Origin of the sequence: Micromonospora musae, from assembly GCF_003626635.1 — a bacterium.
GTDB classification, from domain to species: Bacteria; Actinomycetota; Actinomycetes; order Mycobacteriales; family Micromonosporaceae; genus Micromonospora; species Micromonospora musae.
Genome location: NZ_RAZT01000004.1, coordinates 122,711 through 139,330 on the forward strand (window position 1 = coordinate 122,711; position 16,620 = coordinate 139,330).

11 protein-coding genes and 1 pseudogene are annotated in these 16,620 nt (G+C 70.8%); 11 read left to right on the plus strand and 1 reads right to left on the minus strand.

What is annotated here, in order from left to right; translation table 11 throughout:
* Positions 1 to 33: 33 nt before the first annotated feature.
* The 3 genes from D7044_RS09375 to D7044_RS09385 are packed head-to-tail and all read left to right on the plus strand — an operon-like array spanning position 34 to position 3,286.
* On the plus strand, positions 34 to 951 hold the full coding sequence (locus D7044_RS09375; RefSeq protein WP_120688558.1) for a thiopeptide-type bacteriocin biosynthesis protein: 918 nt from the start codon (positions 34 to 36) through the stop codon (positions 949 to 951).
* The gene (locus D7044_RS09380; RefSeq protein ID WP_120688559.1) at positions 948 to 2,120 is read left to right on the plus strand and encodes an FAD-dependent monooxygenase; all 1,173 of its coding nucleotides are present in this window, start codon (positions 948 to 950) and stop codon (positions 2,118 to 2,120) included. The genes D7044_RS09375 and D7044_RS09380 overlap by 4 nt, the downstream gene beginning before the upstream one ends.
* Positions 2,117 to 3,286 (plus strand): FAD-dependent monooxygenase, encoded by a 1,170-nt coding sequence (locus D7044_RS09385; RefSeq protein ID WP_120688560.1) that lies wholly within the window; start codon positions 2,117 to 2,119, stop codon positions 3,284 to 3,286. Before D7044_RS09380 ends, D7044_RS09385 begins: the two co-directional genes overlap by 4 nt.
* Before the next feature lie 131 nt (positions 3,287 to 3,417).
* Here the strand turns inward: D7044_RS09385 and D7044_RS09390 are convergent.
* Positions 3,418 to 3,978 (minus strand): annotated as a pseudogene (locus D7044_RS09390) (transposase family protein); the annotation flags it as partial.
* A gap of 29 nt (positions 3,979 to 4,007) precedes the next feature.
* Between D7044_RS09390 and D7044_RS32915 the strand changes: the two are divergent.
* From D7044_RS32915 to D7044_RS09420, 8 genes are all read left to right on the plus strand, one after another.
* Complete coding sequence (locus tag D7044_RS32915; RefSeq protein WP_233564911.1) at positions 4,008 to 4,487, plus strand: zinc metalloprotease; 480 nt, start codon at positions 4,008 to 4,010, stop codon at positions 4,485 to 4,487.
* The gene (locus tag D7044_RS09400) at positions 4,475 to 5,032 is read left to right on the plus strand and encodes a hypothetical protein (RefSeq protein WP_120688561.1); all 558 of its coding nucleotides are present in this window, start codon (positions 4,475 to 4,477) and stop codon (positions 5,030 to 5,032) included. The genes D7044_RS32915 and D7044_RS09400 overlap by 13 nt, the downstream gene beginning before the upstream one ends.
* 200 nt (positions 5,033 to 5,232) lie before the next feature.
* Positions 5,233 to 5,403, plus strand: a complete 171-nt coding sequence (locus tag D7044_RS32325; RefSeq protein ID WP_158609288.1) for a hypothetical protein — start codon at positions 5,233 to 5,235, stop codon at positions 5,401 to 5,403.
* Positions 5,404 to 5,597: 194 nt separating this feature from the next.
* Positions 5,598 to 5,819: a hypothetical protein gene (locus D7044_RS09405; protein WP_120688562.1), complete on the plus strand. Its 222-nt coding sequence runs from the start codon at positions 5,598 to 5,600 to the stop codon at positions 5,817 to 5,819.
* A 67-nt stretch (positions 5,820 to 5,886) separates the two neighbouring features.
* Entirely contained in the window at positions 5,887 to 6,168 is a 282-nt protein-coding gene (locus D7044_RS09410) for a hypothetical protein (protein WP_233564912.1), read from the plus strand.
* A gap of 963 nt (positions 6,169 to 7,131) precedes the next feature.
* On the plus strand, positions 7,132 to 10,086 hold the full coding sequence (locus tag D7044_RS09415; RefSeq protein ID WP_120688563.1) for an ATP-binding protein: 2,955 nt from the start codon (positions 7,132 to 7,134) through the stop codon (positions 10,084 to 10,086).
* A 98-nt stretch (positions 10,087 to 10,184) separates the two neighbouring features.
* A complete protein-coding gene (locus D7044_RS32330) occupies positions 10,185 to 10,331 on the plus strand; it encodes a hypothetical protein (protein ID WP_158609970.1) in 147 nt (48 codons plus the stop codon).
* Positions 10,332 to 10,346: 15 nt separating this feature from the next.
* Entirely contained in the window at positions 10,347 to 16,535 is a 6,189-nt protein-coding gene (locus tag D7044_RS09420; protein WP_120688564.1) for a S8 family serine peptidase, read from the plus strand.
* The last annotated feature ends 85 nt before the right edge of the window (positions 16,536 to 16,620 follow it).

The window sequence follows — 16,620 nt, forward strand, 5'->3', positions numbered from 1 at the left end:
GCGAGCCCCGCAATCGAGAACAAAGGAGATGCCGTGACCCAGACCGTGCTCCGCCCCGACCACGCCGCGACCCGGCCCACCGAGTGGAGTTCGTGGCACCTGCACCTCGCCTCCGACGCCCGCTCGGTGCAGGACCGGGTGATCCAGGAGGTGATCCGGCCGGTGGCCGCCGAACTCGACGGTCGGCCCTGGTTCTTCATGCGTTTCTGGCAGGCCGGCACTCACCTGCGGTTCCGGGTCGGCGACCTGGGCTCCGAGGCGTACCACCGGGTGGAGGAGGCGTTGCGCGACCGGCTGGCCGAGGCTGGCCGGCTGGCCGACGACGAGGAACCCCTCGACGAGGCCGGCTACCGGGCCGGCGCGGTGACCTTCGCCGCCACCGAACGCGGTGCCGACCGGCAGGTGCTCGACCTGCTGCCGCCGGGCGTGCATCGAGCCGTTTACGAGCCGGAGCACCTGCGCTACGGCGGTCGGTCGCTGATGCCCGCCACCGAGCGGCTGTTCCAGCTGTCCAGCGAGCTCGTCGTCGCCATGCTGCCCAACCGGCCCTCCGAGGGGCTGCGCACCGGGCTGGGACTGCGAGGCACCATCGCCGCCGCGGCCGCCCTCGGCGGCCCCGAGCGGCAGGCCGAGTTCTACCGCCGCAGCATGGACGCCTGGCGGGTCTGGGCCGGCCACTCCGGCACCACGCCTGAGCAGCTGGTCGCCCTCTGCGCCGTCGACGCCACCGGCCCGGTCCCCGACCCGGACGCACATGGCCCGTTCCGCCCTTGGCACGCCGCGATCGCGGAGCTGGCCGAGCAGATCGCCGCCAGCGGCGACACGCCGCCGGCCCAAATCCTCTTCTCCCACGTCCACATGCTGCACAACCGACTCGGCCGCAGCCTCTTTGAGGAGCTGCGCACCTACGCCTGGCTCGCTGCGGCGTACCCGGACGGAAACCCGTCATGAGTAGCCCGCGGGTGGCGGTCGTCGGCGCCGGCATCGGCGGGCTAGCCCTGGCCGCGGCCCTCGACGCGGCCGGCATGGCCTACGAGGTGTTCGAGCGGGCCGACCGGCTCACCGAGGTCGGCGCCGGCGTCCAGCTCTCCCCGAACGCGGTCCGGCCCCTGCACCGGCTCGGCCTGCGGCCCACGCTGGACTCCCGGGCAGTCCGACTCGCCGCGGCGCAGATCCACGGCTGGTCTGGCCGTCCGGTGGCCCGCACCGAACTCGGCGCAGCCTGTGAGGTGCGCTTCGGCGCGCCGTACCTGGGGATGCACCGGGCCGACCTGCGCGACGCCCTGCACGCGCGGGTGGACCCCACCCGGCTGCATCTGGGCCGGCCGTTGACCAGGGTGGATCGTGACGGCGAGGAGGTGGTGCTCACCTTCGCCGACGGCCGCACCCATCGGGCCGACGTGGTGGTCGGCGCGGACGGGCTGCGGTCGGCGGTCCGCGCGGCGCTCGTCCCGGACACGCCGGTCTTCTCCGGCCTCGGCGTGTTCCGTGGGCTGGTGCCGATGGACCGGCTGCCGGCGGGCGCCCGTGCGCCGGTGGCCCGGATGTGGCTCGGTCCGGGCAGGCACTTCGTCTGCTACCCGGTCAGCGGCGGCCGGGCACTCGGCTTCGCCGCCATCGCACCCCTGCGCCAGCCGCCCGTGGAATCGTGGTCCGCCACGGTGGATCCGGCCGAACTGGTCGCCGCCTTCGACGGCTGGCACGCCCCGGTCGCCGCCGTCGCGCAAGCCGCCCGCGAGGTCCGCTACTGGGCGCTGTGGGACCGGGAACCGTTGACCGCCTTGTCGGTCGGGCGGGTCACCCTGCTCGGCGACGCCGCCCACCCGATGCTGCCCTTCCTTGCTCAGGGCGCCAACCAGGCCGTCGAGGACGCCGTCGAGCTGGCCTCCTGCCTCACCGGCGCCTCCCGCGCCGACGCCCCTGACCGGCTGCTGCGCTACCAGCGGCAGCGCATGCCCCGGACCACCGCCGTGCAGAGCGCCTCTCGCGCGCAGGCTCGGCACATGCACCTCGCCGACGGCCCCGAACAGGCCGCCCGAGACGTGGCGCTGCGCCAGGCCGCCGACCTGGACGCCCGTGCCTGGCTGTACGGGTACGAGCCGGGCGGGGTGGCGGCGTGACACGGGTCGCGATCGTGGGCGGCGGAGTGGCCGGCCTGGCCGTCGCCGCGCTGCTGCGCCAGCACGGGGTGCCGTACCGCATCTACGAACAGGCGACCCGGTTCACCGCCGTCGGCGCCGGCATCCAGCTCTCCCCGAACGGGGTGCGGATCCTGCGCCGGCTCGGTGTGGGCCCGACGCTGCGCGAGCACGGCGTCGCCGCCGAATCGATCGACATCCGACGCTGGGACGACGGCCGGCTCCTCTGCGCCCTCCCACACGGCGACGCGTGCGTGACCGCCTACGGCGCCCCGTACGTGCTTATCCACCGTGCCGACCTGCAGCGCGGCCTGGTCGGGCTCCTGCCGGCTGCCGACCTCGGGCTCGGCCGGCGCGTCGTCCGCGTCAGCGAGGACGACGAGCAGGCCACGCTGCACCTCGCCGACGGCACCAGTGACACCGCCGACCTGGTCATCGGCGCCGACGGTGTGCACTCCGTGGTGCGTCCCGCGCTGATCGACGACACCCCGCGCTACTCCGGCTACGCCGTCTGGCGCGGCCTGCTCCCGGTGGACGAGGTGCCCGCGCTGGGTCGCGTACCCCGGGTGCTCTTCTGGTTCGGGCCCGACGCCCACGTCACGTACTACCCGATCGCCGCCCGACAAGCGGTGCACGTCAGCGCGGTCTGCGCGCAGAGCGCGGAGACCGGCGACCCTGCCGTCGAGGAGCTGACCGCCGCACTGGACGGCTGGCATCCCGAGGTGCTCCGGGTCATCGGCGCGGCCCGTGGGGTCAGCCGCTGGGGACTGTACGACCGGGAGATCGCCGGGCCCTGGCACAGCCGTCGGCTGGTGCTGCTCGGCGACGCCGCCCACCCGACCCTGCCGTACCTGTCGCAGGGCGCCAACCAGGCGCTGGAGGACGCCCTGCTCGTCGCCGACCTACTCGCCGCGGACCCGGCCACCGCCCTCTATCGGTACGAGCGGGCGCGCCGCCCCCGGGTGGCGGAGGTGCACCGGCAGGCCCGGCGTCGGGCCGCCCTCTTCCACCTGCCCGACGGGCCAGCGCAGCGCGCCCGCGACGAGGAACTGGCCCGGCAGGTCGACCTGAGCCACCTCCGGTGGCTCTACGGCCACGACCCCGACGCGGAGCTGGCGCACGGCGCGTCGACCGGCGGGAGCGGATAGATCGACCCACGAACCTGTGCGGAAAGCGGCGCTGACTTCGGCGCCCACACGGATCGGCAGGCCCGGGCAATCGAGGGCCAGCGCCCTGGCCGCGATGCCGCCAAGCACCGAGGCCTGGCGGCCCGACCCGGGCGAGCCCTGGCGTTCAGAGCCGGGTAGCCCTTGTCCGCGAACGTCATCACCTCGGCGCTGCTCAGCGCGTCGACGATGCCGTGAACGCGGGCGGCGCTCAGGTCATGAATGGCACCGGGCAGCGCCGCCGATGCCCAGACCAGGCGACCCGCAGCGTCCCCGATGACCTGCACGTTCACACCGTGCCGCTTGTGTTTGCCCACGTAGTAGGGCCCCTGGTCGGCGACCGGGTCGATCGGGATCAGCGTGCCGTCGAGGATCGTGTATGCCAGCTTGCGGATGCGGTCCATCGTGGCAGCCAGATCGTCGGCCGCTGCGGCGAGCAGGTCGACAGCTTCGTGGACGTAGCGCCAGACGGTGGTGACGCCAATGCCGAACCCAGCTGCGAGGCGGGTGTAGGTATCGCCGTTGCGCAGGTGGGCGAGGGTGAGCAGGGCTTGCCGACCGGGGTCCAGACGCCGCCACCGGGATCGGCGCTGCCGACGGTGGCCGCGGATGCGCTCGGCGAGGTGGCTCAGGGTTCGACTGGACAGCGGAATCGTGGCGGGGTAAGACAGCACGGCGAGGCTCCCGGTCGGGGCATCGGATCTTGGTCGACTGCTGTCTTACCTGGAGCCTCGCCCTCATCGATCTCCGGGTTAGCCGCACCCGCCGTGACCAGCACGATCACGATGAAAAGGGCTCATTGGGCAGCGCTGAGCAAGGAAACCAAGCCGCGCCCGCTGCGGTATGGAACTCGCTGAACCCGATCAACGTCAAAGCTGATACAGCTTCAACCTACGCGGACGTCGACGTGTCCGACTACACCTCTTCGAGCGACAGTCGGGCGGGCTGGTTCGACTGCAGCGCGGGCGCGGACGACATCAAACTGAACACACACTGGATGGACGGCTACAACGACTCGCAGAAGCACGCGGTCGTGACCCACGAGTTCGGGCACTCTCTCAAGCTCGCCCACGGGCCGGAGATCGCGGTGATGGACACGTGCCCGGCCTGTTACAACCCGAACATGAACAACAACCTGCAATCGTGGGACATCAACTCGTATCCCAACGTATGGGGGTACTGAGCATGAACCGCCGCCTTGTTCGACCGCTGGTCGCAGGCGCCGCCGCCGTCGCGGTGGCCTCCGGCGGATGGTTGGCCTACGACTCGCTGCGGGCGGGTGACATGCACACGGTGCACTCGTCCTACGCGTTCGATGTCACCGACGAGACGAAGGTCGCCGGGTTTGCCGACTACGTCGTCGTCGCGACGGTAAACCGCGTCGCGGAGGTGCAGGAGCGCGACGGCGCGCCCTACACCGTCTTCGACGTGACGGTGGACAAGACCCTCAAGGGCGAGCCGGTCAAGACGCTGCGCGTAGTCCAGCTGGGTGGAACCCTTGGCAAGGACACCTGGCAGGTGGAGGGCGAGTCTCTGCTACGGCCCGGCACGACCTACGTGCTCGCGGCGAAGACGGAGCAGGGGCGTGGGACGCATCAGCTGGTGGGCGGGGCGGATTTCCCGGTCGTTGACCGGTCCGCGACGCGTGCTGGCGGTGGCCCAGTGGTCGAGTGGCAGGACAGCGTCGCCCGCCAACGATGGCCCGAGGAACTCCCGAAGAGCTCCTGACCGCCGTCCTTCGACCGAACACCCCTGGCCTGTCGCCCCGATCCCGGGCGACAGGCCAGGGGTGTTGTGAGGTAACCGGGCCGCGGGCACTCCTCGACGAGCTGCTCGTTCTTCGTCGCCGTCGACCATTGATCGCGGCTGAGGGTCCCCACCTCATATGGAGGTAAGGACCCTCAGCGCGGCTCGAAAGGAGTGAAGCCATGCCGGCCGTCGTTGATGCTGTCATTCCCAGCGACAACGGACTGTTCCTGGTCCGAGACGTCAATGCCGAAAGCTTCGAAGCTCGACTGGCGGCCTTTCAGGCATCCCGCATCATCGTCGGCGGCGACAAGAGCCTGGTCGACAGCCGACGACGACGGCGCCGCAGGTGACGCGACTGGCTCGGTGACTGTTGTGGGCGGACTCTTCGACTGGCTCAGCTGCTGATCGGTGAACAGATGGCTATGGACAAGACCCTGCTGTTGGGGGCCACAGATCCTGATTGGGATCCACGGATGAGCGAGGTCGTGGCGGACCTCGAGGTGGTGTTCGGTTTCAAGCTTCCCCGGAGCCGGCGGGAAAGGAGATGTTCCTCGGGGGCGACGATCGGAGTCACGCGTGGTTGACGCTGGAGGGGGAGGATTGGGAGCCGTTCCGCAGCCATCCCTGCAACCTCGACGTCGCGACCGGTGAGCCGGAGTTGCTGTACGTGACCTCTTTGTTCGAGCGGTCGGCCGGCTTCGCCCGGTATCGCGTGCTGGACGACGCCTGCGTCCGGTCGACGCACTTTCCATGCGAGGAGTGGTGACTCGACCAGGCGGCCGCTGGCGCGCGCCACCACCGACGGCGTCGCCGTCTGCGTCTACCCTTACCGGGTGAGCCTTCCACCCGACCGGTACGCCTCAGCCGGCGAACCGGGGCCCGACCAAGCGCCCCGGCCGGCACCGACACCGGAGGCTCTGGAACTGCCCGACGACGTGAAGGATCTGGAAGGCTGGATCGTCGCCGTGCTGCGGGCCGCACCCGTCGACCAGATCTTCAGCGCGTCCGCCCGTGCTGAACGGCTGGCCACAGAGCGCTTCGGAGCGAAGGCGACGGTGGCAGCCCTGCGACGGGTGCTGCCGATGGAGTTGGCTGCCCGCTTACCCCCGCCGTGACCGGCTCCCGGCCGATCAAAGACGGCAGTCCGGCGAGGCTCACCGCTCTTGCCGCAGATAACAGGGCCGCGCCATGTAGCCGCCAGAGGACGTCACCGTAGGCGACCCGTGCTGGTGTTGGGCGTGACCAGGGTCATGAGTGTCGTCCCGGGTCAGGGCCCCGGCAAAGTCGCGTGACGGGGTCTGGCTTGTGGAAGTTGGAGGGGAAGCGCCGCTGTTGGTGGCAGCAAGACGGGCATGACCCGACCGGAAGATCATCAAAGGCAACCAGCCCCACCTGCACCGCCAACTCACCGGCCTGCCCTGGCGGACAGTCCCGGACGCCACCCGCGACTGCGACCGCGGGCACGGCCGCCGCGAGATCCGCAGCCTGAGGATCCTGACGACCTCCACCGGCATCGACTTCCCGCACGCCGCCCAAGCCATTCAGATCCGCCGCCGTAGACGCCGCCTGGACCAGCCGAAACGCTTCACCACCGAGACCGTCCACGCCATCGCCGACCTCCGCGTCGACCAGGCGAGACCGGCACAACTGGCGGAGCGGATCCGCGGCCACTGGTAAAGACAAGATCCACTGGGTCCCCGACGTCACGTACGACGAAGACCGCAGCCAGAGCCGCACCGGCACCGGCCCCGAAGTCATGGCCCGCCCTACGCAACGCCGCCATCGGCGCCCTACGCCTGACCGGGGTCACCAACATCGCCGCCGCCAACCGACAGCACGCCCGTGACAGCACCCGCCCACTGGCACTACTCGGCATTACCTGACGAATTTGCCGGGGCCCTGGCGTCTCGCGGCCCATCGGGGCGCTCGGCCATGCACCTTGTCGCCGACGAAGTTGTCCCGGAGGCGGCGGGCCTGCCATCGCTCGACGGCGTCAGCTCGAGGTCGGGCTGAGCGTCCCGCGAGGCGAGTCGTGGGATGCTCTTGCGCCCGAGCAGCGAAGAGGGAGATCATCACGCATGCTCGACCCCTCGCCGGAGGACAACACAACTTCACCGACAGTTTCCACGCCGCACTTCGTTGGTCGTGATCGGGAGATGGCGGCGCTCCGGGACGCCTTGGCCCGGCCGCCGGCGATCGTGCTGGTGGAGGGCGAGGCAGGGATCGGGAAGAGTCGACTGCTGCGAGAGTGGTTGGCCGCGCCGGACCAGCGCACCGCCCTGGTCTCGGTGTGCCCCCCGCTTCGCGAGTCGCTCACGTTGGGGCCGGTCGTCGACGCGTTCCGGGGGATCGACGGGCCGGTGTCGCGGTTGCCGCTCACCGACCTCGCGGGTGCGTTACGGCCGCTGTTCCCTGAGTGGTCCGCTGACCTGCCGCCCGCACTTCAGCCTTTGGACGACGCGAAGGCGGCGCGGCATCGCCTGTTCCGCGCCTTGGACGAGCTGCTCCGGGCGCTGCGTGTCGACGTTCTCGTGCTCGAGGACGCGCACTGGGCCGACGAGGTGACTCTGGAGTTCCTGCTCTTCGTCACCTCCCGGCAGCAGTCGGACGGGCCGAGCCTCGTGATCTCCTATCGGCCGGAGGAGGTGGACGTCGGATCGCTGTTGCTGCGGCTGACGTCCCGGTTGCCTGCCGGCGTGACCCAGCTGAGGATCGCCCTGGCGCCGATGGGACCCCCCGACACGGCGGCGCTGATCTCCTCGATGCTGGACGGCAACCCGATATCGCAGGAGTTCACGACGTTCATGCACGAGCGGACCGGCGGTGTTCCGCTGGCGCTGGAGGAGTCGGTTCGCCTCATGTGCGACCGCGCCGACCTCGTCTTCCGCGACGGGCAGTGGGTGCGGCTGAAGCTGCGTGAGCTGCAGGTGCCGCCGACGGTGCGTGACTCCACCCGGGAGCGGGTGGGACGTCTGTCGCCGGGGGCGCAGCAGGTGTTGCGAGCCGCGGCCACGTTGGCCGAGCGCGCGTCGGTGGCCACGATCGCGGTGACCGCCGGTCTGTCACCAGCTGCGTGTCGCGGCGCTATCGCGGAGGCGGCCGATGCCGGCGTCCTGGACGGGGACGACCGCGGCCAGTGGCGGTTCCGGCATGTGCTGGCCGCCACGGCCGTCTACGAAGCGATCCCGTTGACCGACCGCAGGCACTTGCACCTACTGGCCGGCCGGGCGTTGGAGGAGATCCATCCGCCGCGGGTGGCCCGTCTTGCCCGTCACTTCCGTGAGGCGGGTGAGACGCGGTCCTGGGCGCGGTACGCCGAGCAGGGCGCCGAGCTGGCCATGGCCTCGGGTGACCACACGAAGGCGGTCGACCTGCTGGTCGATCTGTTGTCGTCGTCCGAGCTGCCGCCGGGGGATCGGGCCCGGGTCGCGCGCATCGCCGGGGTGGCCGCACTGGGCCGGCGTGAACCGGTCGACGAGGTCTACCACCGGGTGATCCGTACCCTGCGCTCGGTGCTGGAGACCCCCGGTCTCTCGGCCCGCCAGCAGGCCGAGATCCGCAACCCCCTGGGTCGGCTGTTGATCACCGGGGGCGAGGCGCAGGCCGCCCTCGGCGAGCTCGAACAGGCGGTGGCCAACCTCGACCATGACCCGGTCGAGGCGGCTCGGGCCATGACCTATCTCGGCTGGGCCTATGCGGGGCCGTGGCCGGCGTCGACTCATCGGCGTTGGCTGGATCGCGCCGCCGAGCTCACCGCCGGATTCGACTCTCCCGCCGAGCGGTTGAACCTGGCCGGCAACCGAGCCGCCGCGCTGCTCATGCTCGGCGAGGAGGAGGCCTGGGACGTCGTCGCCGACCTGCCTGTCGACGGCGCGACCTCGGCGGAGCGGCTCGACGTGGCCCGCATCCACGCGAACGTCGGGACCGGGGCACTGATCTGGGGTCGGTACGCCGACGCGGAGGAGCACCTCGCCGTGGCCATGCGCCTCGCCGAGGCCGAGCAGGCGTCCCGGTTGCAGTACAACGTCCGGCTCGAACAGGCCAACCTGGCGTGGCTCACCGGCCGGTGGGAGGGCCTCGCGGAGCGGAGCGCGGCACTCGCCGACGCCGACCGAGACCGTCCGGCGCACTACCTGGGCAGCATTCGGCTCGCGGCCCGGCTGGCCGCCGCAGCCGGACGGCGGCGCGCCGCGGAGGAGCAGTTCCGGCTGGTCCTCGAGGAGTCCGCCCGGCTCGGCGCGGTCGACGACACGATGGAGGCCGCCGCCGCGCTGGCCCGACTGTGGCTGACGGACGGAAACAGCGGACGGGCGCTGCAGATCACGGACGAGCCGATGGAGACGGTTCGGAGCAAAGGCATCTGGGTCTGGGCGACGGACCTCGTCCCCGCCCGGATCGAGGCGCACCTCGCCGCGGGCGACCTCAAGTCCGCGACCCGCCTGGGCGACCAGTTCGCCAGGGGACTGCGTGACCGTACGGCGCCCGCGCCGCGCGCCGCGCTCACCGTGTGTCGTGCCCTGCTGCTCGCCGCGGCCGGAGACCACGCCCGGGCGGCGACGGCGTACGACCGGGCGGCGTGCGCCTGGGGCGCGCTGCCGCGTCCCTACGACGCGATGCTCGCCCGCGAGCGTCAAGCCGAGTCACTCATCGCGCAGGGCCAGAGCGACAAAGGCCGGGAGCTGCTGGCCGCACAGTACGAGCAGCTGTTCCGGCTCGGCGCCCGCGGCGACGCGGACCGGGTCGCCCAGCGGCTTCGCGAGCACGGCGCCGAGGTCCCGCGGCTGTGGCGCGGCGGGCGACGAGGGTACGGCGACCAGCTCTCGCCTCGCGAGCTCGACGTGGTCCAACTGGTTGTCGCCGGCAAGACGAACCGGGAGATCAGCCGGATCCTGGCCAAGTCCCCGGCCACTGTGGATCAGCAGCTGCGTGCGGCGATGCGCAAGTTGAAGGTGACCTCGCGGACCGCGCTCGCGGTCAAGGCGGTGGAGGCCGGAGTCTTCGCCGAAGAAGATCCTCTCGATGAACCGTCGTGAAAATTGACGTATCCACTGGATAGCGACGGGCACTCGGCGCGCCGAGCATGACTCCATGATTCATAGCCCTTGGGCAGTGCATGCCTGAGCGACCTGTCGTGCGGAACGACTCGGCCATCGAGCACCAGCCACCACCCGAGCTGCCGCGCGAGCCGCACCCCGGCGGCACCCTCGACGCCCGCGACCCCGACGGTACGGATGGTGCCGGCGACCACCAGAGCCACGACCCCTACCAGCCCCTGTAGGCCGAAGGACCCCCCATGAGACTCAAAGCCCTCGCGGCAACACTTGCCGTAGCGGTCGGCCTGAGCGCGATCCAGGCGCCACCGGCGTCGGCCGCCGAGCCGGATCCCGGCGCGGCCGCCAACAAGATCGCGTCGAACCTGAAGGACCGCTTCCGCACGCAGCCGGCCTCCGACTTCTGGATCACCTTCGACACCAAGGCCGACCTCGGGCCGGCGAAGAAGATCACCGACTGGACCGCTCGTGGTCAGTTCGTCTACGACGCCTTGAAAGCAGCAGCGAAAAGCTCCGCGGCGTCCGTCACCGCCGAGCTCGACGAGGCGGGCGTGAAGTACACGTCCTACCCGCTCGTCAACGCCGTGCTCGTCAAGGGCGGCACGCAGCAGCTCGCGCTCGACGTCGCCTCGGTCGGGCAGGTCGCCGAGATCCACGCGACGCCGCAGGTGGCGCTGGTCGACCCCGTGGAGGAGGAGACCCCGGCCGACCGGGCGGCCCGCCCGGCCAGCCCGAAGGCCGCCGCCGACGACGGCACGGTCACGTGGGGTCTGGACGCCATCCACGCCCCGCAGGCGTGGGCCATGGGCGCCACCGGTGCCGGCATCACCGTCTCCAACCTCGACTCGGGGGTCCAGTTCGACCACCCCGCCCTGGTGCACCAGTACCGCGGCACGAAGGCCGACGGCACGGTCGACCACAACTACAACTGGATGGCCACCCGGGGCACGTGCACGGGCGCGCCGTGTGACGACAACGGACACGGCACGCACACCATGGGCACCATGGTCGGCGTCGACGGCACCAACCACGTCGGTGTCGCCCCGGACGCGCAGTGGATCGCGACGAACGGCTGCTGCGACAGCAGCGGCGTCGAGTCGCTGCTGGCGTCCGGCTGGTGGCTGCTCGCCCCGACCGACCTCCAGGGGAACAACCCCGACCCGTCCAAGCGCCCGCACGTCGTCAACAACTCGTGGGGCCAGACCGTCGAGCACGCCTTCGACGACTTCTTCCAGGCCATCGACGAGGCCTGGAGCGCCGCGGGCATCTTCAGCGTCTGGTCCTCGGGCAACACCACGCCGTACGCGGCCTGCGACACCGTCTCCTCGCCCGGCTCGGCCACGAGCGCCTACTCCGTCGGCGCCTACGACTCGGACGGCAACCTCGCGTCCTTCTCCCGCAAGGGCGAGGGCGAAGGTGACCGGATCAAGCCCGAGATCTCCGCTCCGGGCGTCGCCGTCCTCTCGTCGTACCCGAACAACAGCTACACCGAGATGGCCGGCACCTCGATGGCGGCTCCCCACGTCGCCGGCGCCGTCGCCGACCTGTGGAGCTACGACCCGACCCTCATCGGGCAGGTCGAGGAGACCCGACGCCTGCTCGCCGATTCGGCCGTCGACGTCGACGACACCGAGTGCGGCGGCACCGCCGACTTCAACAACAAGTACGGCGAAGGCCGACTCGACCTCGTCCGCCTGCTCGAGCTCGCGCCCCGGCAGGGCGGCACCCTCACCGGTGTCGTCACCGCCGACGGCAAGCCGGTCCCCGCTGCCGAGGTGACGATCAGCGGACCGTTCAGCCGGTCGATCGGAACCGACGAGGACGGCCGGTTCACGACGAACCTGCCGGTCGGCGACTACCGGCTCAGCACCAAGGTCTTCGGCTACCTGACCGCGACCGCCGACGTCACGATCTCCCTCGGCCAGGACAGCTCGGTCAAGCTGCCGCTCACGGCCGCCGCGAAGCACGACATCAGCGGCCGGGTCGTCGACGACAAGAAGCAGCCCGTCCCGAACGCCGACGTGACCGTCAAGGAGACGCCGCTGAAGGCGGTACGCACGGACGCCAACGGCGCGTTCACGGTCGCCGGTGTTCCGGAGGGCGGGTACACGCTGAACGTCAAGCCCAACGCCTGTTTCTCGCCCACCACCGTCCCGCTGAACGTCGGCGCGCAGAACGAGTCGCTCGAGATCTCCGTCGGGCTCGTCGTCGACAAGGGCGGCTACAGCTGCGCCGTCTCCGAGGGCGAGTACCTGCGCGGTACCGACCCGGTCGAGTTCCCGAGCGGCGTGTGGGCGACGGTGAAGCTGCCGTTCCCGATCGCGCTCTACAACGGCAGCCACGACACCCTCGGTGTGAGCCTGCGCGGCGTCATCTCCCCGGACACCTCCACCGGACCCGGCAGCGGCGGTGCGGGCGTCTTCCCGTTCTGGCTCCAGACCCCCGTGGAGTTCGCGCCCGGTGGGGGAGTCTTCACCGCAGCCACCAAGGTCAACGGCGAGGACGCGTTCGTCGTCGAGTTCCGCAACGCCAAGCTCTGGGCCTATCCGACCCGGACGGAGTACACGGAGCCGGTCAGCTACTCGGCCACGCTCACCCGCTCCGGCACCGTGATCTTCGGGTACGGCGACGGCGTCGGGACCGACGACCCGGTGACCGCCGGCGCCACCGCCACCACCGGCATCCAGGGCTGGGCTGGCGTCGACGGCATCCGGTTCTCCGAGAGCGCCCCGGTGCTGCACGACGGGATGGTCGTCACCTACGACCTGCCTGACTTCGGTTACCTCGACGCGACGGTCGTCGACCAGAACGACGGACAGCCGGTGGCCGGGGCCGAGGTCTCCTTCTCGAACAAGTCCGGGCTCGTCGAGACCGTCACGACCGACGGCACGGGCGTCGTGCATCGCCAGCTTCCGGTCGGCGACTACACCATGACGGTGGACGCGCCGAACTACCAGATCGGGACGTACCCCTTCTCCCTCGACAAGCTCTACGCGAAGGCCAAGGTCGACGCGCGGCTGACCACGGGTGTCGCCGGGCTGAAGGCCGACGGCCTCGACGCGCTGCTCGGCACCGACCAGAACGGTGTGGGCTCGCTGACGCTGACCAACAACGGCTCCGCCCCGCTCACGTACACCTTGGGCGAGGCCGCGCGCCACCCCGAGCTCGACGCCACGGGCGCCACCGCGCGCACCGGGACGGGTGCGGACAGCACGATCGACCTCACCGCGTGGAGGGCCGGCGCGAGCGGCATGAAGCCGTCGAACGCCGACGGCAAGGCCGCGACGGCGAAGGCCGCGGAGGCACAGGCGGCCGGCAAGGTCGGCCCGACCTCCGGCGGCGACGTCATCACCCGGATCCCCATCCCGGGCACGATCGCCGAGAAGGAGCCCTCGGGCGTCGGGTACGACGGCGACGTCTGGGTCCACGACTACAACAAGCGGACCAACACCGCCTACACGGTGACGGGCAAGCCGACCGGGAAGGTCTTCGACGCGTCGTGGAACCCCGCGTACCGGGCCTTCGACATGGCGCTCGACACCAAGACCGGTGACATGTGCCAGATGGAGGACAGCCCGGCCAGCTTCATCCACTGCTTCGACCGGAAGACCGGGAAGGAGACCCGGCAGGTCAAGGGTGACTGGTCCACCCTGCAGCTGACCGGACTCGCCTACAACCCGACGGAGGACGTGTTCTACGTCGGTGGCCGGGCGAACGGCATGATCGGAACCGTCGCCGGGACGTCGCACGACAACGCGGGCGCGCTGCTCTCCTTCTGCGCCCCGCCGCTGCCCGAGGTGATGGGTCTGGCCTACAACCAGGCCTCCGACACCATCTGGTACACCGACCTCACCACGAACCGGCCCACCCGCCTGCTGCAGGTCGACCCGGACGACTGCTCGCTCGTCAACGCGTGGTGGTTCCCGGGTCAGAAGGCGACGCAGGGCGGCGGCCTCGAGACCGACTCGACCGGGGCGCTGTGGGCGGCGGACCAGGTCGCCGACGACGTCGTACTGGTCGACGTCGAGGACGACCTGCTCACCGACCTGCCGTGGCTGTCGCTCTCCTCGGCCGGCGGCACCCTCGCCCCGGGCGCGTCGACGACCGTCAAGGTCTCGATCTCCTCGAAGGACGCCAAGCCGGGAGTCCTCGGCGCGAACATCGTGGTGCGGTCCGACTCCGGACGCCAGTCCAAGACGTACGTCCCGGTGACGCTCACCACCACGAAGTACCAGGTCGGCATCAACGCCGGCGGCGCGAAGCTCACCGACGGCTCCGGCTACACCTGGTCCGCCGACCAACCCGCCAGCAAGAAGGCGTGGGGCTACGAGGGGAAGACGAAGGTCACCTCCACGAAGGCCGGGATCGAGGGCACGACGGACGACATCCTGTTCCAGTCGCAGCGCACCACGAACGACAAGCAGTTGTTCTACCGCTTCCCCGACGCGCCCAAGGGCACCTACGCGATCGATCTCGGGTTCGCCGAGATCGAGAAGGTGGCCAAGGGTAAGCGGGTCTTCGACGTCGTCGTGGACGGGTCGCTGACGGAGTACGCGTACGACCCGGCCGCGGCAGTGGGGCAGAACACCGCCGACTGGCGCACCGCCGTCGTGAAGCACGAGGGTGGTCCGCTGACGGTGGAGCTGCGGGGCTCGAAGGGTCTGAAGCCCCCGACCGTCGCCGCGCTGCGGGTGACGCTCGACCCGCGGGCTGACGTGGCGGAGCCGGATCCCCAGCCCGAGCAGCCGGATCCGGGCCCCGTGCCGGTGGCCCCGGCCGGTCGCTCGTACTCGATGAAGGTGACCGACGGGCTCTACCGCCAGGGCACTGAGGAGTCCGGGTGGCACGGCGACGACAGCTGCGGCGTGCTGTGGTTCGACTCCAGCTTCCTGTTCCCGTTCTACGACACGGCCTGGGACGGCGTGTGCGTGACGACGAACGGCCAGCTGATCTTCGACCGGGCCAGCGCCGTGGGGAGCAACACGGAGCTGCCGTCGCCGTACACGTTCGACGCGATCTATCCGTTCTGGGACGACCTGGTCGTCGACGACGAGGCGAACATCTACTTCGGCAGAACCGAGGTGGACGGCCTGGCCGCTGAGGTCATCGAGTGGCGCAACGCCACCTTCTACGGCGAGCCGGCGGCCCGGGTGAGCTTCTCGGTCACCCTGATCGCGGACGGCCGGATCCAGATCGGGTACGGCGACGGCGTCGGCGGCGACAACCCCCTCACCCGGGGGTCGTCGGCGACGGTCGGCGTGGAGAGCCTGACCCGCAACCCCGCGGGTCAGTACTCCTTCGACCAGCCCATCCTCAAGGCCGGCCTGGGGCTGGAGTACACCCTCCCGGCCGCGGGCACGATCGAGGGCACGGTCACCGACAAGAACGACGGTAAGCCGATGGCGGGCGCGATCATCACGCTCAAGGGGCCGAACGGTGAACGGGTCATCACGACCGACGCGAAGGGTCGGTGGAAGGCCCAGGCGCTGGTCGGCGAGAACACCGTGGAGGTGTCGTCGCCGAACTACGTCACCGCCAGCCACCCCGTGACCATCGCCAAGAAGGACCAGGCCGAGGTCGTCGACACGGCGTTGACCACGGGCATCGCCACCGTCACCGGAGCTGACCTCGACTGGCTCCTCGACAAGGGCCAGAAGGCGACGGCCGACGTGACCGTCACCAACACCGGCTCCGCCCCGCTCCAGGTGCGGATCAGCGAGCAGCAGCGCACCAGCGACGGCGGGCACGAGGCCGCCGACCTTCCGTGGCTGAGCCTCAAGGGCGCGGCCACGACCGGCACGGTCACGCTGGCGGCCGGGGCGTCCACCACGGTCACGGCGACGGCCGACAACGCCGGCGTCAAGCCCGGCGTACTCGTCGGGGACGTGCTCGTGGCGACGAACGCCGGCAAGGGCGAGACCCAGCTCAAGCCGGTCCGCCTGGCGACCTCGGCCTACTGGAGGGGCGTCGACGTGGGCGGATCAGGGTACGTCGATGCAGCCGGCTTCTTCTGGTCGCCCGACCAGGCGCTCGGTTCGCGGCCGTGGGGCTACGTCGGCGGCAAGGCGCGTACCACCAAGGCCGACATCGCCGGCACCGAGGACGACGCGCTGCTCCGCACCCAGCGGACCGGCAAGACGTTCAGCTACGTGTTCAAGAACGCCCCCGCCGGGACGTACCGGATCGGCCTCGACTTCGCGGAGATCGAGAAGGTCAAGGCCGGCGAGCGTGCCTTCGACGTCCTGGTCGACGGCAAGGTCGTGCTCTACGACCACGACGTCCAGGCGAGGGCGGGTGCGCTGACCGCGGAGCTGAACACGGTCACCGTCGCGCACACCGGCGGCGATCTGAAGATCGAGCTCAGTCGCGAGAAGGGCGAGGGCGACCCGATCCTCAACGCCCTGAAGGTCCAGGAGGACCCGCGCCCGTGAGTTAGCCGAACCGGTTCGCAAGCAGTGGTCAGAGCCTCCACGGAGAAGGATTGCCGTGGAGGCTCTGACCGTTCCTACCGACTTT